Annotated in this window: 19 protein-coding genes; 13 read left to right on the forward strand and 6 right to left on the reverse strand. The window is 71.4% G+C overall.

Annotated elements, in window-relative coordinates; all coding sequences use genetic code 11:
* Window positions 1-257: 257 nt before the first annotated feature.
* The 7 genes from AC51EU_RS12865 to AC51EU_RS12895 all read left to right on the forward strand — a co-directional run bounded on the left by AC51EU_RS12865 (window position 258) and on the right by AC51EU_RS12895 (window position 8,533).
* Window positions 258-1,055, forward strand: coding sequence for an enhanced serine sensitivity protein SseB (locus AC51EU_RS12865; protein WP_496267002.1), 798 nt, complete (start codon window positions 258-260; stop codon window positions 1,053-1,055).
* Between the two features lie 58 nt (window positions 1,056-1,113).
* Window positions 1,114-1,914 carry an enhanced serine sensitivity protein SseB C-terminal domain-containing protein gene (locus AC51EU_RS12870; protein ID WP_496267003.1) on the forward strand — a complete coding sequence of 267 codons (801 nt, stop codon included), beginning with the start codon at window positions 1,114-1,116 and terminating at the stop codon, window positions 1,912-1,914.
* 601 nt (window positions 1,915-2,515) lie between these two features.
* On the forward strand, window positions 2,516-3,514 hold the full coding sequence (locus AC51EU_RS12875; RefSeq protein WP_496267004.1) for an ABC transporter permease: 999 nt from the start codon (window positions 2,516-2,518) through the stop codon (window positions 3,512-3,514).
* A 62-nt stretch (window positions 3,515-3,576) separates the two neighbouring features.
* Entirely contained in the window at window positions 3,577-5,322 is a 1,746-nt protein-coding gene (locus tag AC51EU_RS12880; RefSeq protein ID WP_496267005.1) for an ABC transporter substrate-binding protein, read from the forward strand.
* A 78-nt stretch (window positions 5,323-5,400) separates the two neighbouring features.
* Window positions 5,401-6,411: an ABC transporter permease gene (locus tag AC51EU_RS12885; protein WP_496267006.1), complete on the forward strand. Its 1,011-nt coding sequence runs from the start codon at window positions 5,401-5,403 to the stop codon at window positions 6,409-6,411.
* Window positions 6,408-7,493 (forward strand): ABC transporter ATP-binding protein, encoded by a 1,086-nt coding sequence (locus AC51EU_RS12890; RefSeq protein ID WP_496267007.1) that lies wholly within the window; start codon window positions 6,408-6,410, stop codon window positions 7,491-7,493. Before AC51EU_RS12885 ends, AC51EU_RS12890 begins: the two co-directional genes overlap by 4 nt.
* Complete coding sequence (locus AC51EU_RS12895) at window positions 7,490-8,533, forward strand: ABC transporter ATP-binding protein (RefSeq protein WP_496267008.1); 1,044 nt, start codon at window positions 7,490-7,492, stop codon at window positions 8,531-8,533. Before AC51EU_RS12890 ends, AC51EU_RS12895 begins: the two co-directional genes overlap by 4 nt.
* A 128-nt stretch (window positions 8,534-8,661) precedes the next feature.
* On the opposite strand, the gene AC51EU_RS12900 is transcribed toward AC51EU_RS12895, so the two are convergent.
* The 5 genes from AC51EU_RS12900 to AC51EU_RS12920 form a co-directional block, all read right to left on the reverse strand.
* Window positions 8,662-9,063 (reverse strand): hypothetical protein, encoded by a 402-nt coding sequence (locus AC51EU_RS12900; RefSeq protein ID WP_496267009.1) that lies wholly within the window; start codon window positions 9,061-9,063, stop codon window positions 8,662-8,664.
* A gap of 18 nt (window positions 9,064-9,081) precedes the next feature.
* Complete coding sequence (locus AC51EU_RS12905; protein WP_496267010.1) at window positions 9,082-10,371, reverse strand: WXG100 family type VII secretion target; 1,290 nt, start codon at window positions 10,369-10,371, stop codon at window positions 9,082-9,084.
* Complete coding sequence (locus AC51EU_RS12910; protein WP_496267011.1) at window positions 10,371-10,688, reverse strand: WXG100 family type VII secretion target; 318 nt, start codon at window positions 10,686-10,688, stop codon at window positions 10,371-10,373. Before AC51EU_RS12910 ends, AC51EU_RS12905 begins: the two co-directional genes overlap by 1 nt.
* A 215-nt stretch (window positions 10,689-10,903) precedes the next feature.
* A complete protein-coding gene (locus AC51EU_RS12915; protein ID WP_496267012.1) occupies window positions 10,904-11,257 on the reverse strand; it encodes a DUF397 domain-containing protein in 354 nt (117 codons plus the stop codon).
* Entirely contained in the window at window positions 11,254-12,084 is an 831-nt protein-coding gene (locus AC51EU_RS12920) for a helix-turn-helix domain-containing protein (protein WP_496267013.1), read from the reverse strand. Before AC51EU_RS12920 ends, AC51EU_RS12915 begins: the two co-directional genes overlap by 4 nt.
* A gap of 216 nt (window positions 12,085-12,300) precedes the next feature.
* On the opposite strand from AC51EU_RS12920, the gene AC51EU_RS12925 reads away from it, so the two are divergent.
* Window positions 12,301-12,609 (forward strand): hypothetical protein, encoded by a 309-nt coding sequence (locus tag AC51EU_RS12925; RefSeq protein ID WP_496267014.1) that lies wholly within the window; start codon window positions 12,301-12,303, stop codon window positions 12,607-12,609.
* 4 nt (window positions 12,610-12,613) lie between these two features.
* Here the strand turns inward: AC51EU_RS12925 and AC51EU_RS12930 are convergent, their stop codons facing one another.
* Window positions 12,614-13,237 (reverse strand): trimeric intracellular cation channel family protein, encoded by a 624-nt coding sequence (locus AC51EU_RS12930; RefSeq protein WP_496267015.1) that lies wholly within the window; start codon window positions 13,235-13,237, stop codon window positions 12,614-12,616.
* Window positions 13,238-13,344: 107 nt separating this feature from the next.
* Here AC51EU_RS12930 and AC51EU_RS12935 point away from each other — a divergent pair, with 107 nt between their 5' ends.
* From AC51EU_RS12935 to AC51EU_RS12955, 5 genes are all read left to right on the forward strand, one after another.
* A complete protein-coding gene (locus AC51EU_RS12935) occupies window positions 13,345-14,187 on the forward strand; it encodes a thioesterase family protein (RefSeq protein ID WP_496267016.1) in 843 nt (280 codons plus the stop codon).
* A gap of 106 nt (window positions 14,188-14,293) precedes the next feature.
* On the forward strand, window positions 14,294-14,758 hold the full coding sequence (locus AC51EU_RS12940) for a CU044_2847 family protein (RefSeq protein ID WP_496267017.1): 465 nt from the start codon (window positions 14,294-14,296) through the stop codon (window positions 14,756-14,758).
* Complete coding sequence (locus AC51EU_RS12945; RefSeq protein ID WP_496267018.1) at window positions 14,755-16,908, forward strand: VMAP-C domain-containing protein; 2,154 nt, start codon at window positions 14,755-14,757, stop codon at window positions 16,906-16,908. Before AC51EU_RS12940 ends, AC51EU_RS12945 begins: the two co-directional genes overlap by 4 nt.
* 370 nt (window positions 16,909-17,278) lie before the next feature.
* Complete coding sequence (locus AC51EU_RS12950; protein ID WP_496267019.1) at window positions 17,279-18,292, forward strand: AAA family ATPase; 1,014 nt, start codon at window positions 17,279-17,281, stop codon at window positions 18,290-18,292.
* Window positions 18,293-18,378: 86 nt separating this feature from the next.
* Window positions 18,379-22,065 (forward strand): SAV_2336 N-terminal domain-related protein (locus AC51EU_RS12955; RefSeq protein WP_496267020.1); only part of this gene is annotated, 3,687 nt, incomplete at its 3' end.

The following is a 22,065-nucleotide window of genomic DNA, read 5'->3' on the forward strand; positions in this document are numbered from 1 at the left end:
CCGGCCGCCGGAAGGGATCACCGGGACGGTCCTGCTCGACCGGGGGGCGGCGGGGGCGGTGGGGAGGGTGGGGTTCGGGTGAGGGGACCTCGGGGGGCCTTGTGCATCCGGCCCGGTCCGCGTCCTGCCGGCCCCTCCGTACGCTCGTGCCCCGGCCGGCCCGTACGCACCCCGCCGCACCCCCGCCGTTTGCCGCCCCCCGCCCCCCTGCCGTTAGGGTCGTCGGCCGGAAGCGCGGTTGTGATCAGGTGGGTGAGATGAACGTTCCGGAGCAGGGGATACCGCCGCTGGCGTGGCCCGCGAACGAGCTGGAGGAGGTCCTCGCGGCGTCGGTCGGGTACCCCGACGCGGGGGCCCGCATCGTCGAGGTGCTGGGCCGCAGCCGGGTGTGGGTGCCGTTGCCCAAGGGCGGCGGGCCGGAGAGCGCGGGCCCCGGTGCCCCGGGCCTCGACCTGCCGACCGTCGACATCGACGGTGCCGCCTACGTCCCCGTCTTCACCTCCGAGCAGGAGTTCCAGCGGGTCGTCGGGCCGCACATGTCCTTCGCCGTCGCGCCCGCCCAGGAGTTCGCCCGCGGGCTGCCGCCCAAGCTGGGCATCGCGGTCAACCCGGGCGGGACGGTCGGCGCGCCGCTGCCCGCGCCCGCGGTGGCCGAACTGTGCCGCCTGGGCCAGGACGAGTACGACGCCGGGCCGACCGGTGGCCGGGTGCGGATCTTCGAACCGGACTGGCAGGACGAGCCGGTGGACTTCCTCGCCGCGGCGGGCCTGGAGTTCTCCTCCGTCGGAATTGTCCTGGATGCCCGGCGTGCTCTGGCCAGCATCGAGGGCGACACGCCCGCTCTCTTCGTCGGCGTACGGATCGACACCACCACCGTCCTCCCGGACGACAACGCCGCCCGCGAGGCCGTGTTGGGAGCGCTGGGACGTGCGCTGGGCTCGGTGCCGGTGCCCTGGCCCGTCCAGCTGGTGATGCTCGACCTCGCGCAGGGCGACCCGGTCGCCGACCGGATGCTGGAGCGCGTACGGCCCTTCTACACCCGCGGCCCCTCGTAAGCTGGGGGACGACGGGCGGGCGCACCCCACGTGCCCCGCCGAAGGAGGGACGGTCCACGTGAGCGCGGGTGCGCATCAGGGAGCGGCGGCGGCCGGGCAGGTCGAGCAGATGCTGGCGCAGGTCTCCCCGGGTCGGTACGACGCCTATGAGGCGCTGCTGCACGCCCTCGCCGCCGGCCAGGTCTGGATGCTGCTGTGGCAGGGGAACGCCGGTGCGCCCGACGCGCAGTACGGGAACATGGAGGTCGACGGCCTCGGCTACGCGCCCTGTGTGACCTCGGCGCCCGAACTCGCCGCCTCCGGCTGGAACCGCGACCATGAACTCGTCACCGGTACCGAGATCGCCTCGGCGCTCTACCCCGACCGCTGGGGCCTGTGGCTGAATCCGCACGCCCCCGGCGGCGGCGTCGGCATCCCCTGGCTCGACCTGCGCCGCATCGCCGGCGGCCTCGACCGGCTCCCCGCCGGCCCCCTGCGGATCAGCGAACCGGCCCTCGACATCCCGCAGTTCTACGGGCTCCTCGCGCAGAACGCCCATCACACGCCCGCGGTGCGCTCCCTGCGCAGGGCCTGGGTGCAACCCGCCCTCGGCGCCCCGTATCTGGCGATCGGTCTGGATCTGTACGACACCGGGCCGCAGGCGGTGGACTCGGTACGGATGATGGTCCAGCAGTCCATCGGCGCGGTGCCGGACGGACTCCCGGTGTCGACGGTCGCCATGAACGACGAGTACGACCCGGTCGGCATGTGGATGCGTTCCTGCACCCGCCCCTTCTTCGACCGCGACGCCTACGGCATGCCGGGACCGCCGCCGCCCGCCCCGCCGTCCTACGGGTACGGCTACCCGCGCCCGTACTGACGGGGCGGCGGGCGGGCCGTCGGGGCCCGGCCCGATGGCGCGACGGACGGGAGATCACCGGCCTGTCCGTCACCTCTCCCGCCCGAAGTCTCACCCGAGGCCCCGTCAGTTCCGTCCGTCCCCTCCTTGACCGCATCCGCGCAACCGCCACCACGGCACCCCACTACGGGTCGTGCCATCGCTACACGTCGTAACTCCGACTCGGGCCCACCGGTCTTCACCCGCGCCCGCGTGTTCCCCTAATTCCCCTCTTTCGCCCGGTAGTTGATCCCCCCTTTCCCTGCTCGTCGCACCGGTCAGACGACGCCACTGTCCGTATAACGGAAAGCTGTGTGGCACATCACGGTTGCGCATCCATTCGTTTCCAGGGCTGGTGAGTGATCGCCGCTGCGATGAAGACTCCGGCAGCACAGGGTTTCGACCCAGTGCACGCATGTCATCAGAGCCGGTGGCGCTGAGTGCGCCTGTGCACCGGCACAGCGCGAACATCCGCTACTTCCGTACCAGTTGCACCAGTTACACGCATTGCACGAGTGATGGGGACCGGGCCGACGCGCCCGGCATGGGCGGCCGCCGTCGGCCGAGAGGGGTCAAGGGCACCGTGACCGCACCGATCGAGACCACCGGGGCGGCTGCCGAGGCGCAGCCGGAAGCGGTGCTCAAGGGCGTCGGCAGCAAACGGATCGAGGGACGCTCCCTCGGCCGGATCGCGCTGCTGCGCTTCCGGCGGGACAAGGTCGCGGTGGCCGGCGCCGTCATCGTCGTCGTCCTCATCGTGATCGCCGCGCTCTCGCGGCCCCTCCAGTCCCTGCTCGGTCTGGACCCCAACGCCCCCAACACCCATCTGATCGACCCCAACACCACCCTGCCCAAGGGCGACTTCGGCGGCATGAGCGGCGACCACCCGCTGGGCGTCGACCCCAAGTTCGGCCGGGACCTGCTCGCCCGGGTCATCGAGGGTTCCTGGGTGTCGCTGATCGTCGCCTTCGGCGCCACCCTGCTGTCGGTCGCCATCGGCACCGTGCTCGGCGTGGTCGCGGGCTTCTACCGCGGCCGGGTGGACGCGTTCATCAGCCGGATGATGGACGTCTTCCTCGCCTTCCCGCTGCTGCTGTTCGCCATCGCGATCTCCGCCTCCCTCCAGGGCGGCGCGTTCGGCCTGTCGGGTCTGCCGCTGCACATCTCGGTGCTGATCTTCGTGATCGGCTTCTTCAACTGGCCGTACATGGGACGCATCGTCCGGGCCCAGACGCTCTCGCTGCGCGAGCGGGAGTTCGTCGACGCGGCCCGGGGCATGGGCGCCCGCGGACCGTTCATCCTCTTCCGCGAGCTGCTGCCCAACCTGGTGGGCCCGGTCATCGTCTACTCGACGCTGCTGATCCCCTCCAACATCCTCTTCGAGGCGGCGCTCAGCTTCCTCGGGGTCGGCATCCAGCCGCCGCAGGCGTCCTGGGGCGGCATGCTCAACCAGGCGGTCAAGTACTACGAGGTCGACCCCCAGTACATGATCGTCCCCGGCCTCGCGATCTTCGTCACCGTACTCGCGTTCAACCTGCTCGGTGACGGTCTGAGGGACGCGCTGGACCCGCGCAGCCGCTGATGCCTGCCGGCCACCCTCAGACGCCCCACCACTCCCGACGAACGAAGGGGACACCGACCATCATGCGAAGGTCAGTTCCGGCCGCGACCATCGCGGCGATCTCCAGCGCGGCCCTGCTGGCCGGCTGCGGCGGCGGCAAGGGCTCCGGAGACTCCGGTGCCGAGGCCAACGCCGCCACCAAGGGCATCGTCAACGTTTCCGACGAGAAGGGCGGCACGGTCACCCTCGCGCTGAGCGACGCCCCCGAATCGTTCGACCCGGGCAACACGTACTACGCGTACGTCTACAACTTCAGCCGGCTCTACGCCCGCCCGCTGACGACCTTCAAGCCCGGCCCCGGCACCAAGGGCAACGAACTGGTCCCGGACCTGGCCGAGTCGCTCGGCAAGTCGTCCGACGGCGGCAAGACCTGGACGTACAAGATACGCAAGGGTCTGGTCTACGAGGACGGCAACCCGATCACCTCGCAGGACGTCAAGTACGCCGTCGAACGCTCCAACTTCGCGCGCGACGTCCTCTCGCTGGGCCCCAACTACTTCCAGCAGTTCGTCAAGAACGACGACGACTACAAGGGCCCCTACAAGGACAAGAGCAAGAAGGGCCTCTCGGCCATCGAGACGCCCGACGACCACACGATCGTCTTCCACCTCAAGAAGCCGTTCGCCGAGTTCGACTACCTGGTCAGCGCCCCGCAGACCGCGCCGGTGCCGCAGGCCAAGGACCGGGGCGCCGACTACACCAAGTCCGTGGTCTCCTCCGGCTCGTACAAGTTCGAGAGCTACGAGGAGGGCAAGAAGGTCGTCCTCGTCCGCAACCCGAAGTGGTCGCCGAAGACGGACCCGCTGCGCAAGCAGCTGCCCGACAAGGTCGTCCTGAACCTCAAGGTCGCCCAGTCGACGATCGACAAGGACCTCCAGGCCGGCAACACCCTCGCCGACATCGCCGGACGCGGCGTCGACGGCCAGACCCAGGCCCGCCTGCTGACCGACCCCAAGCTGAAGGCCAACACCGACAACGCCCTCGGCCAGCGCCTCAACTACCTGGCGATCAACACCAAGCAGAAGCCGTTCACCGACATCGAGTGCCGCAAGGCCGTCGAGTACGCCATCGACAAGAAGGCCGTACAGACCGCCCTCGGCGGCCCGATCCGCGGTGACATCGCCTCCACCGTCCTGCCGACCGACATCGCCGGCTACCAGAAGTACGACCTGTACCCGCAGAAGTACAGCGGCGACAAGCTGGACCTGACCGAGGCCAAGAAGCACTGGGACAAGTGCGGCGCCGGCAACGTCACCACCACCATCCTGGCCCGCAACGACCGCCAGGACGAGGTGGACGCGGCGACCTCCGTCATCAACTCGCTGAAGCAGATCGGCATCACCGCCAAGATCCAGACGTACCCGTCCAGCAAGTACTTCTCGGACTACGCCGGCGCGCCCAAGTTCGACAAGCAGAACAACGTCGGCCTGATGATGATGCAGTGGGGCTCGGACTTCCCCACCGGCTACGGCTACCTCCAGCAGATCCTGCACGGCAAGGCCATCAGCCAGTCCGGCAACGCCAACCTGTCGCAGCTCGACGACCCGGAGATCAACAAGCTGCTCGACGGCGCCATCGCCAACACCGACCAGGCGGCCCGCGAGAAGGCGTACGCCGAGATCGACAAGAAGACGATGGAGCAGGCGGCGATCGTCCCGTTCACCTACTTCAAGGTCCTCAACTACCGCTCGCCGAAGGCCACCAACATGGTCGCGACCTCCGCCTACAGCGGGCAGTACGACTACCTCAACATCGGCGTCAAGAAGTAGCGCCCCCGGAAGGCAGGTGAAGGCACGAGTGCCCGCGGGCCGGCCAGGGCCGGCCCGCGGCGCCGACGCCGCATCCCCGTGTTCGCGTACCTCATCCGCAGATTGCTCAGCGCGGTACTGCTGCTGCTGATCGTCAGCGCGGTCACCTTCGGCATCTTCTTCCTGCTGCCGAAACTGGCCGGGCAGACCACCGACCAGCTCGCCCAGCAGTACATCGGCAAGGCCCCCACCGCCGCGGACATCGCCGCCGTGAAGAAGAACCTGGGCCTGGACAAGCCCGTGTACGAGCAGTACTGGGACTTCCTCAAGGGCATCTTCGTCGGCGTCGACTACAAGTTCGGCCCGGAAGCGGCACGCTGCCATGTGCCGTGCTTCGGCTACTCCTTCAAGACCCACATCGAGGTCTGGCCGGAGATCCAATCGCGGCTGCCGGTGACCCTGTCGCTGGCCGCGGGCGCCGCCGTACTGTGGGTCGTCTCCGGCGTCGCCACCGGTGTGCTCTCCGCCCTGCGCCCCGGCTCGGTCTTCGACCGGATGGCGATGGGTGTCGCGCTCGCCGGCGTCTCCCTCCCGATGTTCTTCACCGGTGCCCTGGCACTGGCCCTGTTCACCTACCAGTGGCCCATATTCGAGCGCAGCGACTACATACCGCTGACCGAGGACCCCTTCCTGTGGGCACGCACCCTCGTCCTGCCCTGGGTCACCCTGGCGTTCCTCTACTCCGCGCTCTACGCCCGGCTCACCCGCGCCGGGATGCTGGAGACGCTGAACGAGGACTTCATCCGCACCGCCCGCGCCAAGGGCCTGCGCGAACGCAAGGTGGTCGTCCGGCACGGGCTGCGGGCCGCGCTCACCCCGATCATCACCGTCTTCGGCATGGACCTCGGGCTGCTGCTCGGCGGTGCCCTCATCACCGAGCAGGTCTTCTCCCTCAAGGGCGTCGGCGCCTTCGCGGTGGAGGCGATCAACGCCAACGACCTGCCGAACATCCTCGGCGTCACCCTGCTCGCCGCGTTCTTCATCGTCCTGTGCAACCTGGTGGTGGACGTCCTGTACGCCGCCGTCGACCCGCGGGTGAGGCTGTCGTGACCGAGACCCCCGAGACACCCCAGAGCCCGGCCGCGTCCGGAGCGCCCGCCGCGTTCCTCGACGTCCGCGACCTGAAGGTGCACTTCCCCACCGACGACGGCCTGGTGAAGTCCGTCGACGGGCTGTCGTTCACGCTGGAGAAGGGCAAGACCCTCGGCATCGTCGGCGAGTCCGGCTCCGGCAAGTCCGTCACCTCCCTCGCCGTCATGGGACTGCACCGCGCCTCCCGCCGCCAGCGCGCCAAGGTCAGCATGTCGGGCGAGATCTGGCTGGACGGCAAGGAACTCGTCGCCGCCGACCCCGACGAGGTACGCCGGTTGCGCGGCCGCCAGATGGCGATGATCTTCCAGGACCCGCTGTCCGCGCTGCACCCCTACTACACCGTCGGCAACCAGATCGTGGAGGCGTACCGCGTCCACCATGACGTCGACAAGAAGACCGCGCGCAAGCGGGCGGTCGAGATGCTCGACCGCGTCGGCATCCCGCAGCCCGACAAGCGGGTCGACGACCATCCGCACCAGTTCTCCGGCGGTATGCGCCAACGCGCCATGATCGCGATGGCGCTGGTCAACAACCCCGAACTGCTCATCGCCGACGAGCCGACCACCGCCCTCGACGTCACCGTCCAGGCACAGATCCTCGACCTGATCCGCGACCTCCAGAAGGAGTTCGGCTCGGCGGTCGTCATCATCACCCACGACCTGGGCGTCGTCGCCGAACTCGCCGACGACCTGCTGGTGATGTACGGCGGCCGGTGCGTGGAGCGCGGCCCCGCCGACCGGATCTTCCGGCAGCCCCAGCACCCCTACACCTGGGGCCTGCTCGGCTCCATGCCGCGGATCGACCGCGATCAGACCGACCGGCTCATCCCCGTCAAGGGCTCCCCGCCCAGCCTGATCAACGTGCCGTCCGGCTGTGCCTTCCACCCCCGCTGCCCGTACGCGGACGTGCCGAAGGACGACGTCACCCGCACGGTCCGCCCCGAACTGCGGCAGGTCGGCGGCGGGCACTTCTCCGCCTGCCACATGACGCAGGAGGAGCGGGAGCGTATCTGGACCGAAGAGATTGCGCCGAAGCTGTGACCGAGACGACCAACGAGAGCACCAGCGCCGCACCGGACACCACCGGGGACGGGCCCGCGGAGCCGCTGCTGCGGGTCCGCGGCCTGGTACGCCACTTCCCGATCACCAAGGGCCTGCTCAAGCGGCAGGTCGGCGCCGTACAGGCGGTCGACGGCGTCGACTTCGACGTCCTGCCCGGCGAGACCCTGGGCGTGGTCGGTGAGTCCGGCTGCGGCAAGTCCACCATGGGCCGGCTGATCACCCGGCTGGACGAGCCGACCGGCGGCACCATCGAGTTCGAGGGCCAGGACATCACCCATCTGTCGCCGGGCCGGCTGCGGCCGCTCCGCCGCGACATCCAGATGATCTTCCAGGACCCGTACGGCTCGCTGAACCCCCGGCACACCATCGGCGGCATCATCGGCACCCCCTTCCGCCTCCAGGGCGTCGAGCCCGAGGGCGGCGTCAAGAAGGAGGTGCAGCGGCTGCTGGAACTGGTGGGCCTGAGCCCCGAGCACTACAACCGCTACCCGCACGAGTTCTCCGGCGGCCAGCGCCAGCGCATCGGCATCGCCCGCGCCCTGGCCCTCAAGCCGAAACTGGTCGTCGCCGACGAACCGGTCTCCGCCCTGGACGTCTCCATCCAGGCCCAGGTCGTCAACCTCATGGACGACCTCCAGGAGGAACTGGGCCTCACCTACGTGATCATCGCCCACGACCTGTCCGTCATCCGCCACGTCTCGGACCGCATCGCCGTGATGTACCTCGGCAAGGTCGTCGAACTCGCCGACCGCACCTCCCTCTACGACACCCCGCGTCACCCCTACACCAAGGCCCTGCTGTCCGCCGTCCCCATCCCCGACCCCAAACGCCGCACCGAACGCGAACGCATCCTCCTCAAGGGCGACGTCCCCTCCCCGATCAACCCCCCGTCCGGCTGCCGCTTCCGCACCCGCTGTTGGAAGGCCACCGAGGTCTGCACCACGACGGAGCCACCGCTGGTGACACTGAGCACGGGGCACAAGGCTGCTTGTCATCATCCGGAGGGGGAGGACGAGTAGCGGGGGGGCCTATCGGCGCCCGCGTGCCACAGTGCCTCCGTTCCGGCTGTGGGCCGGGGCGGGGGTGCTGCGGGGTAGGGCGTCGGTGTGGCCTTGGCGCGGGCCGGGGACGGGAATGTGCGCGGATATCAACCCCAGGGAGAAGGCCGGCGGGGGAACAACTCGGCCATGATTTCCCTTCCGCGCTCGAACGGTACCGCAGGGCACTGATACTGCAATTGCCGTACGTGATCGAGGAATTCGTCCGGCAGGGAGATGTGGTAGCGGGAGAGATAATGGGTGACGTATCCGTGCCACACCCACTCCCCGTCCGTGAACAAGCACCCGCCGTCGCTGATCCATTCTCCCGAGACAACGTCCCTCTCGGGACCCATCACACTGTAGATTTCGTCACCGCCGCCCAGGTAGGAAAGCACCCGCTCCTCGTCCGGTGCCGGCGGCCCGGCCGTGGCAGCGGCGAATGATGTGCCCCATGTCTCCGGTTGGCCGTCGTCACCATGTTCTTCGAAGTACCCGAGACGTCGGATCATTGTTCCTCGCAATGACAGTTATGGACCGGTGATCGGAAGGAAAATTCGCCAGTATCCGTCCATGTCGATGGAGGGTTCTTGACTTCCCAGGGCGCGATCCACGCCAATCCGCTCTGTCGGAGCGTACACGGGGACACCCAACTCATTGGACACGTACTGGCCGAGCGGATCCGTTCCTGCTCCTGACCGGCAAGAGATCAGTCGCAGGGGACCCCCGTCGTACTGGGGATTGTTCCGGACCGCCTCCACGATGTGGTGGGGGCTTACCTGATAAGTCGTTCTCACCTTTCCGGCTGGATTCATGTGCCCTGCAAGGAACACGCCATCTTGCGTCCCGTGCACCATGACGTCATGAATACCCGGCACCCGTGCTACGCGTTCCGAGTTGGAGAGTGTGAAGTCGTCGTAGCCGATCGTCGTGCTCTGTTTGCCGTGATAGACCGGATGCCCGGACGGCAGCAGGTCGTCGCCCGCTTTGGCGGGTGGCGCCATGGCGTCCGAGCCGCTGGCGCGGTACAGCTGCCAGGTGCGCCGCTTGCCCATCCGGTCGAGCGCTGGGCGGAAGTGGAGACCGTCGAACCGGATCTCCGGCAAGACCGGCCTGAATCCGCCGGTGTCCGCGACGGCCTTGGTAGTGCGGGCCGCGCCGCCGAGAACGCCGCCCAGGAGGGCGCCGGTGACTCCCGCGTCCGTGGCTTCGGCGAGATTGATGCCGTGCTGGTCGCCGAGGAGATTGCGGGTGCCCTGGGCGACGACCACGTCGAGGGTGATGGCTTCGAGGCCGCTGAGGGCGGCGGTGGCCAGGGTGGTGCCGGCGATCTCGGCGATGGTGGTGGAGACGGCCACGCCCGCTGTGCTTGCGGCGGCGACGATTGCTTCGGTGGCGCCGGCGGCGGCGACTTCGCTGATGCCGCCGGTGAAGACGGCCAGTGCCGTTCCCGCCATCAGGACCGCGCCGGCGATCTCCAGCTCGTGCTCGATCTTCCTCTTGGCCTCGGCGACCTGGTCGGCGTAGGTGTCCAGGGCCTTGGCGATGTCGCGGGCGGCGGAGGTGATGTCGTCGAGGTAGCCCTTGCCGCCGCCGTGGTACTTCCGCCAGAAGGCGCCGAACGCCTCGATCGACCTGCCCTTGTTGGTGTCGATGACGTCCTGGGCCTTTTTGTGGCAGGCGGCCGTGCAGTCCTCGACCTCGTCGGCGAAGGTGCGCCAGGCCCGGGCGGCCTCCCTGAGTTCGTCCTCGTCGCCCTTCGGCCACCACATGCCCGTTAAATCCTGGACGATCTCCTTGGCCTTGTCGGCGGCGCCCATCACGTACCGTCCGAGAAGCCGGACTGTGCCGAGCGGTCCGCGTCCTCATGGTTGGCGGCCATGTCGTTCATGGCCTTGGTGATGCTGGACAGGCCCTTGGCCAAGGCGGTGGCCGCCTTCTCCGTCTGCGCGCGGTGCGGGGCGTAGGCGTGCTCGAATTTCTTGCCCTGCTCGTCGTCGCCCCACGGCTGCCCCAGACCGTCGAGCGTCTGCCGCAGTTGGGTCGCCGCCCGTTCCAGTGCGGCCGACTCCCGGTGGAATGTCGGTGCGGCGGAACGGAGTTGATCGATGTCCACATCGAAGCCGTCGCCAGCCATGCAGTGCCTCCCCCGTGGCTCTTGCGTCTGCCACTGCGAGCCGTTGGCGTGACGCTCGGCTCACATGCAGTGACGATGACACAAGGCACTGACAGTCGCCTTGGGGGTGGTGTATCTCGGCCACGCCGGACGGACGCGGTCGCCGCCCGACACGACGACGGCCCCCGGGTTCGGGGGCCGTTCGTGGTGGTGGGGGTGAGGGTGGGGCGGGCTGGTCAGGCCGTGAAGTCCGTGCGCTTCACGGCGGAGATGAACAAGGACCAGTCGGCGGCCGGGAACATCAGCACCGGTCCGTCCGGGGCCTTGGAGTCGCGGACGGGGACGATGCCCTGGATCTGGGAGAGGGCGGGGGAGAATTCGACGCAGTCGCCGCCGTTGCCCTCGCTGTACGTCGACTTGGCCCAGGTCAGGTCGGGTGAGAACTCTACGCACTGGCCGCCGCTGGCGTCGCTGTAGGACGACTTGCACCAGGTGAAGGTGCGGGAGAACTCGACGCACTGACCGCCACTGCCATCGCTGTAGGACGACTTGACCCACTCGGCGGCGGCGAGATCTAGGACGGGGCTCATGCGCGGTGCTCCTTCAGCAGGTTCTTGATGAGGTCCACTGACTGATCGGGGGACAACGCGTGCGCCCTGAGCAGATCATAGTCATCCAGGGCAGCGTCGACCGCTTGTGCGAAGTCGTGCATTTTGCCTCCTACCCGAGACTCTGTGTAGAGCACCGTGGGGGAGTCTTTGAAGCGCAGCACGGTGAAAGGCTTCGCGTGTGCGGCCGGAGCGCCCGCCGAGAACGGCATGATCTGAAGATTGATGTGCGGTGACGCGGCCGCTGTCAGCAGATACCCCAGCTGCCCCGCCATGACTTCGGTGCCGCCGACGACGGTGCGCAGGCATGCCTCGTGAAGGATGACCCAAAGCGATGGTTGGGCGTCCCGTTCAATCGCCTCACGCCGCCGTAGCCGCCCTGCCACCTTGTCCTCGATTGCTTCCGCACTCGCACGAGGGTTGGAAACACGGAAGACGGCCCGCGCGTAGTCCTCTGTCTGGACGATGCCGGTCACGAGGTTCGTCTCGTAGATCAGTATCCGCGTCGCCTTCCGCTCCAGATTCAGATACGGCACGAACCAACTCGGATGGTCCCCCTCGTCGATCCTCTTCAGCAGGTTCTGGAAGAGGTCGCCCGTGCCGAAGACGAGGTCGCAGCCTCGGGCGAACTTTTCGCTGGGGCGGGGGAGGAGGGCGCCGGTCTCTACTTTGCAGACGTATGCCTCGGAGTAGCCCGTGTTCAGGCCCAGTTGCTTCTGGGTGAGTTTGCGGGCGAGTCGGACCTGTCTGACGTCACGGCCGAAACGCTGGAGCGGGTTCAAGTGCTCGGGTGGCGTTGTCTCGTCCAACGCTATGACCTCTCGTCATGGGAGCGCACGACGGCGTCGCGGCAGGGCACGGCCTTGAGCGCTGCCGTTTCAAGCGCCCCCATTCTATTGCCGGTTGCGTTGATCGGGTGACTCCATGGCTACAGCCGGTATGCACTCCGCTGGCCGAAAACCGCTGTACCAGGGGCGTTGCCGGAAAACAGCCTTTTCTTCGCACACAGATACGGAGCTGATGAGATGACGGACAAGATCGTGCGGCTGCTCCCGTGGTCCTCCCCGGAGGGCAAGCCGGCCTATCTGCTCGGCGCCGGGAACGGGATGGTGACCCGTATCGCCGACGACATCGAGGAGGCGCAGCTCGGTCTGGCCGTCGAACTCCTCGGTGAGGCCCGCTGCGTGCTCGACAACCGGTCCTGGACGCCGGGGGAACTCCACCTGCTGGCCGTCGACCTGACCGAGTCGCTGGCCGACGTCCACCGGGTCGCGGAGAGCCGGGGCACGCGCCTGGCGCAGGCCGGCGGCGGGTCCGCGCTGCCCGAGGGGTGAGGGGTCAGCCGGACGCGGGCCGGCCCCGGCCGTGCGGGCGGGGCAGGTGCAGTCCGAAGTAGACCGCGGCCATGCGGAGGGCGAAGACCAGGCCCGCCGAGACCACGGCCGCGGCGTTCTCCCCGGTGCCGAGGTGGTGCAGTGCCAGGTAGCAGGCGCCTCCGGCGAGTGCGGCTATCGCGTAGACGTCCTCGCGCAGCAGGAGCGGGGGGAACTCCCCGCACAGGACGTCGCGCACGACCTCACCGGTCACTCCCGTCATCACCGCGAGGATGAGGACCGCGAGCGGGGTGGCGCCCGCGTCGATGGCGGCGCGGGCGCCGATCACCGTGACGACGGAGAGCCCGGCCGCGTCGGCGACCAGGAGCGAGCGGCGCGGCAGGGTGCGGAAGCGCAGGTAGACGATGGTGCCGACGCCCACGCAGATGATCACCGTCAGCAGGACCCAGTCGTGCGTCCAGTACAGGGGGCGGCGGTCGAGGATGAGGTCGCGGAGCGTTCCGCCGGAGATGGCAGCGGCGAAGGCGAGCACCATGCCGCCGAAGGGGTCCATGTTGGCCCGGTAGGCGGCCAGCACCCCGCTCGCGGCGAAGGCGGAGACGCCGACCAGATAGAGCACGTGAAGCATGGGCGTCATCATCCCAAAGCGCCTCATTCGTACGGAGTGCGTCCACCTGCTGGGATCACAGGAAATGACACTACCGGTCGGTAATTTATCGGTGTACCGTGCCCGCCATGGCAATGGTGACCACAGGTAACAGCGAGTTCGACCGCGACACGGCGGTACACCGCCGGGCCCCCGGCGTCTACGACACCGAACTCTCCGCGGGCTGGACGATCATCCAGGCGGTCAACGGCGGCTACCTCCTCGCCGTCCTGGGGCGCGCCCTGGCCGACACCCTCCCGCACCCCGACCCGTTCACCCTCACCGCGCACTACCTGACCGCCTCCGTGCCCGGCCCCGCCGTCATCCGCACCGAGACGGTCCGCACCGGCCGCACCCTGTCGACCGGCACCGCCACCCTCCTCCAGTACGCGGACGACGGCACCGAGGTCGAACGGATACGGGTGCTCGCCTCCTACGGCGACCTCGACGCCCTGCCCGACGACGTCCGCACCACCGCCGAACCCCCGGCCCTGCCCCCGTACGAGGACTGCCCTGGCAACCGCGACGCGCCCGGCAGTGCCATCCCCGGCAGCAACGCGATCACCGAACGCCTCGACATCCGGCTCGACCCCGCCACCGCGGGTTGGGCCGTCGGCGCGCCGTCCGGCAAGGGGGAGATGCGCGGCTGGTTCGGGCTGGCCGACGGCCGCGACCCCGATCCGCTGTCGCTGTTGCTCGCCGTCGACGGGATGCCGCCCACGGCCTTCGAGATGGGGCTGACCGGCTGGGTCCCCACCGTCGAACTCACCGTCCACGTCCGTCACCGCCCCGCCCCCGGCCCCCTCCGTATCGCGATCACCACCCGCAACCTGTCGGGCGGCTTCCTGGAGGAGGACGCCGAGGTCTGGGACAGCAAGGACCGGCTCGTCGCCCAATCGAGGCAACTGGCCCGGGCGTTGCTCACCGGCTGAGCGATCCGGCCCGCGACGCGCCGGATGCGCAGGATCACCGCCGCTCCGGCGCGAATGGAGGAATACATTCCGCTCCCCGCGTGCCAGACTGATCGTCATGGGGGACATGGCACTGAGACTTGAGGACGACACCGTCGTATGGCTGCGCGCCGAGCCTGCCGGGACCCCGGCGCGGCGGACCGCGCCGCCACCGGCCGACGCGGGCGACGGGCTGGAGCTGCCCGAACAGTTCGGCGGCGCCCAACCCGTCAGCGTCGACAACAGGATGACCCGCGCGCTCACCCGCGGCGGGGCCGTCCTGGAAGAGGCCCTGCGCCCCCTCGGCGGGGTGCTCGGCCAGATCCACCGCTCCATCGCCGGCGGCGACCACCGGCCCGACGAGGTCTCCGTCGAATTCGGCGTGACCCTCGGCTCCGACCTCAGCCTCGGCGTGTTCTCGGGCACCGGCGAGGCCAGCTTCACGGTGTCCGCCACCTGGAAACTGGCCCCCCGCGACGGAGCCCCCGCCGAGGCGGCCGACGGGACCGGGAGGGCCGGTGACGCCGCGGAGCCCGGCGGAGCGGCCCCGTGACCCACTGCGCCGGCCCCCTCCCCGGAGCCGACGACGACACGCCCCTGCACCGCGCCTTCGTCTCCGTACGGCAGGCGGGACAGCCCGTCGGCGGTGGCGTGCTCGTCGCCGAACGACTCGTCCTGACCTGCGCCCATGTCGTCAACAGCGCCCTGGGCCGGGACCGTTACGCCACCCCCGTGCCCGGGCCCGCCGACACCGTCACCCTCCGGTCGCCGCACACCGACCCCACCCGCGACCTGACCGCCCGGGTCGTCCCGGAGATGTGGGCGCCGCCCCGCGCCACCGCGCACGGCCACGCCCCCGCCGTCCCCGGGCGGCTGCCCCACCACGGCGACCTCGCCGTCCTCGAACTGACCTGCGACCCGCCCGACGGTGCCCAGCCCGCGCCCTTCCTGCCGCACGGCTACTCCGGGGACGTCATCGCCCTGTGGGCCAGCGGCAACCCCCTGCCCGCCCTCCGCGCCGTCCCCCGCGTCTCCGCACCGCCCTGGATCGCCCTCGACGTCCAGGGCGGCACCCGCGTCACCGAGGGCTACAGCGGCGGCCCGCTCTGGGACCGCGGCCGGCAGGCCGTCGTCGGCGTGGTCGTCGCCGTCCACCGCGCCGCGGACACCTCCGGAGCACCACCCGCCACCCTCTACGCCATCAGCGTCCCCGCCGTCGAGGCCGAACTCCCCGCCCTGCCGCCCCCCGCCGTCCCCACCGCACGGCGCGGCGTCCAGCAACTCCTCATGGCACTCGAACGGGTCCTGCCAGGGCCCGACGCCGTCCTCGACTGCGAACGGCGGCTCGCCGCCCGCCTCGGCCGCCCCTCCGCCGGACCCGCCACCGACCTCGACCGCCTCGTCGGCCTCGCCTCCGGCGTCCGCCGCGGCATCCCCGAACTCCTCGACCTGGTACGCGACCACGTCCCCGCCGCGGCCACTGATCCCGCCTGGCCCGGTGCCGTCCCCCGGACCGACCACGACGCCTGGCAGCAGCTGCGGCGCGCGGCCCGCACCGTGCGCCCCGGCGAATTCCTCACCACCCGCCAACGCCGCGATCTCGCCGGACTGCTGGCCCACTGCACCCGCACCGACCCGGCCGCCCTGCTCGACCGCGTCCTGCCGCACGCCCCGGAACTCCCCGCCGTCACCGGACTCGCCGACGCCATGGACGTCCTGGAGGGCTACACCGCCACCTCCGGCGGACCCGTACCGCCCCTGCTCCAGGGCGTGGTGCGGATCAGCGCCGACGAACGCGCCGTGGGCGCCTACCCGGCCGAGGACCTCGACGCCTGGGTCGAACGGGTCGCCGCGCGCTCCGGCGTGGACGCCGGCGCGATCGGCCAGTTCCGTGCCGACCTCGCGGCCACCACCACGGCCGCCGCCGACGCGCCGTTCATCCCGCGCGTCCAGGTGGAACTGCTGCCCGCGCCCACCGGGCGCCGCTTCACCTACCAGATCTGGGCCTGGCCCGACCGGCGCTCGCACCGGCTCACCCTCGTACGCGACACCGAGGCCGGCAGCGAACAGATCGTCGACGACATCCGGCGGGTGCTGCGCACCGAGGTCCGCGAGGACCCGGAGACCGCGCAGGTCGAGTACTTCCTGCCGCCCGCCTGGCTCGGCCTCGACGTCGACGCCTGGGAATCGGGCGACGGCGACGAGGACGGGCCGTTCGTGCCGGGCATCACCCGCCGCGTCGTGGTGCGCACCACCGAACGCTCCCGGGAGAGCTACGCCGGATGGAAGCTGCGTACCGCGGCCCTCCCGCACACCACCGGCCTCGTGCTCGACCACCGTCACACCGACCGCCGGGTGGCCCGCGCCCAACTGGAGGTGCACCGCGACACCGGTGCGGTCGTGGTGTGCTGCCCGCCCCAGCACCACGGCACCCTGCTGCGGCAGTGCGTCCAGGCCGGCGTCCACACCGTCCTGTGGCACCGCGCCGACCACGGCGAGGACCTCGCCCGCGACCTCCTGGCCCTGGTGGACGGCACCGACCACGGCCAGATCCCCGAGGCCGTCCGCCTGGCCCGCGCCAAGGCCCTCGCCGAACCGGACCACACCACCCACCACGGCCGCGGCCTCTCCCTCCTCTACGACGCCCCCGACTACCGCCCGGCCCGGCTCGCCCCGGACGCCTGGGTGTTGACGCAGCCGTGAGACGGGCGGTGGCACGGGGTACGGAGAGTGGCGGGCCGGCCGGGGGCGGGCACGCCGGGCGGTACCGTCCGGTGGTCCGGCCGCGGACGGCGGGGAAAGAGGCGACGAGGAGAGAACTGCGGTGACCGGAGTACCAGGGGAAAGCGCGGCGTACCGGGCGCGCGGGGAACGCGCGGGCGGTGGTGGAGGGGCAGGAGATACCCCCGACACCCCCGGGGCGCGTGGTGAAGGGCCTGCGGGAGCGCGCGCGGTGACCGGAGCGGGAGCGGGAGGAGACCGTCCGGCGGGCGGCGACGGTAGGGGGGAAGCGCCGGGCGTCGCCGGGGCGCGAGGGGCACGCACCGGGACCGGACCAGGGGACGGACGGCCGGTGCCCGGAGGCGGGGCGGGGGAGCGGCCGGAGGACTGGTGGGTGTTCCGGGGGTCCGCGCCCCTGCCGGAACCGCCCCCGTGGCGGCGCTTTCCCGCCGCGCGCCGCAGCACGGCGATCGCCCCGTACCTCCTGGACCGCCACGAGATCTCCGTCGTCAACGCGGCACTCCACCTGCACCGCCCGCTGCTGGTCACCGGGCGCCCCGGGGCGGGGAAAAGCTCCCTCGCCCGCGCGCTCGCCGACGAACTCGGGCTCGGCGACGTCCTGCGCTGGTCGGTCAACAGCCGCTCGACACTCCAGGACGCCCTCTACCGCTACGACGCCGTCGGCCGCCTCCGGGAGACCTCGCTGCGCCGCGAACGCGAGGCGCGCGGCGGCGGAGGGCACCGGCTCGGCGGCGCCGCCCGCCGCCTGCGGAACCGCCGGGCACACACCGCCGACGACATCGGCGCCTATCTGCGCCTGGGGCCGCTGGGCAGCGCCCTCGCGGCGGGCCGCCCCCGGGTCCTGCTCGTCGACGAACTCGACAAGGCCGACATCGACCTGCCGAACGACCTGCTGGTCGTCCTGGACGAGGGCGAGTTCGAGATCCCCGAACTCGCCCGGCTGCCCGAGCACCAGCAGGACGTACGGGTCCCGCTGAGCGGCAGCCGCGAACGGGTGACGATCCACCGTGGCACGGTCCGCTGCACCCACTTCCCGATCGTCGTCATGACCAGCAACGGCGAACGCGACTTCCCGCCCGCCTTCCTGCGCCGCTGCGTACGGCTCGACCTGCCGGACCCGACCGGCGACCGCCTCCGCAGGATCGTCGGACACCACCTGGGGGAACGGGCGCTGGCCGAGTCCGAGGACCTGATCACGGCGTTCGAGGAACGCGCCGCGTCCCAGACCCTCGCCGCCGACCAACTGCTGGCCGCCGTCCATCTGCGGATAACCGGCGCCGACCTCACCAGGGATGAACTCCTCTCCGCCGTACTCCACCGACTCGACGAACCTTTCTCGCCATGATCGACCGACTGCGGAAGACCCTGTCCGGCGCCGGCTACGACCTGGACGCCACCGAGTTGCTCGAAGTGCTGTGGTTGGCACGGGTGATGGGGGCGGGACGGGCGGAGGCTGGTGCTGGTGCCGGGGGGCGCGTCGGCGGGGTGGCGGACCAGCCGGTGGGGGATGTTCCTGAGTCGCGTCTTCCTGGGCAACGGCCTCTGGCCTCGGACGCGCCGACTGGTTCTGGCGCTGTGGCTTCGGGGGCGGAGACCGGGCCCCGGGCCGGGGCGGGGGGCCCGGCGACGGTCGGGCCCGGCTCCGGCTCGTCCGTAACGTCGGCCGGGACCGGTTCCCGCTCCCCTGTGACGTCGAGCGATCGTGGTGGCACCTCCCCGGGAGTGTCGAGCGGTCTCGACCTGGCCTCCCCGGAAGCGTCGACCGATCCTGACTCCGTCAGCCCGGCAACGTCGTCCCGCTCTGGCGCCACCACCCCCGCGACGTCGTCCCGTTCCGACGCCACCTCCCCGAGCGCCTCGCCCGTTTCCGGCGCCGCTCCCGCTCGTACCACCCCGTCCCGGCCGCCGCGCAGGGCGCTCTACGCCATGGGGAGCCAGGGAGGTCCGGCCGGGGCGGAGCGGGCGCGGTCGGTGCGGGCGCCGGTGCGGCGGGCGTTGCCGCATGCGCAGCATGTGGGGCGGGCGTTGCGTCCGTTGCGGGACACCCGTGAGGACGCGCACCGGAGTGTTCCGGACATCGACGCCACCGTACGGCTCGCGGCGGAGACCGGGTTTCTCGATGTGGTGTCCCGGCCGGACCGGGAGCTGCGCTGGTCGGCGGTGCTGCTCGTGGACCGTTCGCCGTCGCTCCAGGTGTGGGGGACGCTGGTCGCCGAGGTGCGGGCGCTGCTCGACCGGAGTGCGGTCTTCCGTTCCGTTCGCGTCCACGGGATCGACCCGGCGGACCCGGCCTGCCCGGTGCACCGGCCCCGGCCCGGTACGACGGTGACCTTCCTCCTCACCGACGGTACGAGCCCGGGGTGGCGTGCGCCGCGCACCATGCAGGCCCTGACGGCGTGGGGGCGCGGCGGCCCGATGGCGGTGCTCAACCCGCTGCCGCGTCGCCTGTGGCGGGGGACGGCGCTGGAGGCCAGGCCCCGCCTGATCGCCGCGCCGGGCGGCTTCGACCCGGCCGGGCGCATCTCCGTCCGGGACCCGCTCAGCGGCGAGCACGACCCGGAAGCGGAGGGCGCCCTCGTCCTGCCCGTACTGCACCCGACCGCGTCGGCCGTCGAGCAGTGGGCGCGGATACTGACCCGCCCCAATGCCCCGCAGCTCGTCGACACCACGCTGCTCGACGGCACCCCCGTAGGGCCGGAGCGCCGGCCCCGGGGCAGCGCGGAGGAGCTGCTGGCGTATTTCCGTGGCGCGTTCTCGCCCGAGGCGTACCGTCTCGCCGTCCGGCTGTCCGCGATCCGGCCGCTGACCACCCCCCTGATGCACCTGGTACGCGCCGCCACGATGCCCGAGGCGGGCCCCACGCACATCGCCGAGATCCTGCTCGGCGGACTGCTCGAACGCACCGACCGGCAGCGCGAGACGGCCGCCGCCCGCACCCTGGGCCGCGCCCTCGGCCCGGCGGACCCGTCCGCGCCCACGGAACCCGTCTACGACTTCCGCCCCGGCGTCCGCGAACTGCTGTTCAGCGGCCTCGGCGCCGAACAGGCCGTGGACGTCGTCGAGGCGGTCGGTCGCTGCCTGGAGCCGTACATGGGGCGCCTCCCGGACTTCCCGGTCCTCATGGGGGACGCCACCGGGGAACTCCGCCTGAACGAGTCGGCCCGCGCCTTCGCCGTACTGACCAGCCCGGTGCTGGAACGGATGGGGGGTGTGGTGCCGGAGGGGGTGATGGGGGAGGAGGTGATGGGACGGGAGACGGCTGGCCGGGCGGGGTGGGTGGAGCGTACGGACTGTGCGGAACAGGGGGACCGTAGGGAACGCGCGGGTGGGGAGGCGTGGCCGACGCTTGGGGAGCCCAGGGAGCCCAGGGAGCCCAGGGAGCCCGAGGCGCCAAGGGAGCCCGTGGAGTCCGAGGAGCCCATGGAGTTCAGGGACCCCGAGGAGCCCAAGGCCCCCGAGAGCCCCAAGGACCCGGAAGGCCCAGTGGAGCCCGAGGACGGCTCGTCCGACGAGATGACCGGATGGCTCTCGTCGACACCGCTCCCGGCCCCGACCCCGCCGCCGACCGGCGCGGACGCCTCGTACTCCGGGGACGCAACCGGTGCCGCGAGTGATGACGCGTCGGCCCGGGACCCGGAAGGTGCGACGGACGTGCCCGTCACCGACCGCGTGCCCTTCGTGGGCCGTGCGGCCGAGACCGCCCGGCTGGTGGCGATGGTGACGGGTGGTGCGGAGGGCGCGAGGAGCGGTGGAGGCGCGTCGCGTGTCTGCTGTGTCCACGGTCCGGCCGGCGTCGGCAAGACCGCGCTCGCGCGGCGCGTCGCCCAAGAGGTGGCCGGGGACTTCCCCGACGGGCAGGTCGTCGTCCCGCTCGGGGACGGGGAACACGGTGGGAGCCCGGACGGTCTGGTGGCCGCCGCCGTCACTCGGGTGCTGGGCGCCCTGGATGTACGGGCGGACGGGTCCGGGGATCGGGCCGCCCGGTGCCGTGCGCTGCTCGAAGGGCGACGGGTGCTGCTCGTGCTCGACGACGTACCGGACGACACTCCCGCCCTCCGGCTGCTGCTGCGCACCCTGCTCCCCGACGCCCCCGGCTGCGCCGTCCTGCTCACCTGCCGCAGGCGGCCACCCGCGCAGCTGGTCCCCGCCGCGCTCCTGCTGAGCGGCCTCCGACCCGCCGACGTACGGGCGCTGCTGACGGACCTCCTCGGCGCGGAGCGGAGCGACGCGGTCCCGGGGGCGGGCGACGCCGTGATGGCGGCCACCGCCGGCCTGCCCCCCGCCGTCCGCGCCGCCGCGCACCGCATCACCACATCCGGACCACCGGCCGACGGACTCGCCGCGTGGCGCGAGGACCCTCGCCTCCTGTTCGTCGGGGCGCCGCATGGCGGTGGGACCGTAGTAGCGACCGAGGCGATCGGCGAGACGCACGCCCCGATCTCTCTCGTCCCCCAGGCCGACGACACCGGCGAGGCGCCCCCCACTCCCCTCCTCCTCACCCCCGCCGCATGGGCCGACCACCACCTGCGCCGGTCGTTCGCGCGGTACGCCTTCCGGCTTCTCGCCGTTCCCGACTGCCCGGTGGTGTCGCGGGGGGCGGCGGGGGCGCTGCTGGACGTTCCGCAGGCGCGGGCCCGGGAGGCGCTGGACGAGCTGGTGGCGGCCGGGATGATGGAGGAGCCGGAGCCGGGGCGCTACCGCTTCGCCGGTGAGCTGCGGCAGCTCGCGCGCCGCCTCGCGCTGCGCGCGCTGCCGGACGCGGAACGGGGTGCGGCATTGGCCCGGCTCGTGGCGTATCACCTGGCGGAGGGGGTGCGGAGCCATGAACACCGTTACCGGGGAGACGGGTTGGCCGGGCATCTGGACCGGTCCGCCGTGGACGGGCCGCCCCGGTCCGCGGGCGCGGTGCCGTGGGCCGACGAGATCCCGCAGGTGCTGGCCCTCGTACGGCAGGTGGCGGTGGCGGTGCCGTGTCCGCCCGAGGTGCTGCGCCGGGCCGCCGATCTTCTGCTGCTCGTCCGGTCGGCGGCGGGGGCCGGGGAGTTGACCGCCGCGTGCGAGCCGGCCGCGCGGATCGTGGCGGCCCGCGCGGCCCTGGAGGGCGACGAGCGGAGCGAG

This window comes from Candidatus Streptomyces philanthi (genome assembly GCF_059553635.1).

Excerpts from the sequence above, each read along its gene's own strand:
- AC51EU_RS12865 (WP_496267002.1), top strand. The coding sequence starts at position 258 with ATGAACGTTCCGGAGCAGGGGATACCGCCGCTGGCGTGGCCCGCGAAC.
- AC51EU_RS12880 (WP_496267005.1), top strand. The coding sequence starts at position 3,577 with ATGCGAAGGTCAGTTCCGGCCGCGACCATCGCGGCGATCTCCAGCGCG.
- AC51EU_RS12900 (WP_496267009.1), bottom strand. The coding sequence starts at position 9,063 with ATGATCCGACGTCTCGGGTACTTCGAAGAACATGGTGACGACGGCCAA.
- AC51EU_RS12905 (WP_496267010.1), bottom strand. The coding sequence starts at position 10,371 with ATGGGCGCCGCCGACAAGGCCAAGGAGATCGTCCAGGATTTAACGGGC.
- AC51EU_RS12910 (WP_496267011.1), bottom strand. The coding sequence starts at position 10,688 with ATGGCTGGCGACGGCTTCGATGTGGACATCGATCAACTCCGTTCCGCC.
- AC51EU_RS12915 (WP_496267012.1), bottom strand. The coding sequence starts at position 11,257 with ATGAGCCCCGTCCTAGATCTCGCCGCCGCCGAGTGGGTCAAGTCGTCC.
- AC51EU_RS12925 (WP_496267014.1), top strand. The coding sequence starts at position 12,301 with ATGACGGACAAGATCGTGCGGCTGCTCCCGTGGTCCTCCCCGGAGGGC.
- AC51EU_RS12930 (WP_496267015.1), bottom strand. The coding sequence starts at position 13,237 with ATGCTTCACGTGCTCTATCTGGTCGGCGTCTCCGCCTTCGCCGCGAGC.
- AC51EU_RS12935 (WP_496267016.1), top strand. The coding sequence starts at position 13,345 with ATGGCAATGGTGACCACAGGTAACAGCGAGTTCGACCGCGACACGGCG.
- AC51EU_RS12940 (WP_496267017.1), top strand. The coding sequence starts at position 14,294 with ATGGCACTGAGACTTGAGGACGACACCGTCGTATGGCTGCGCGCCGAG.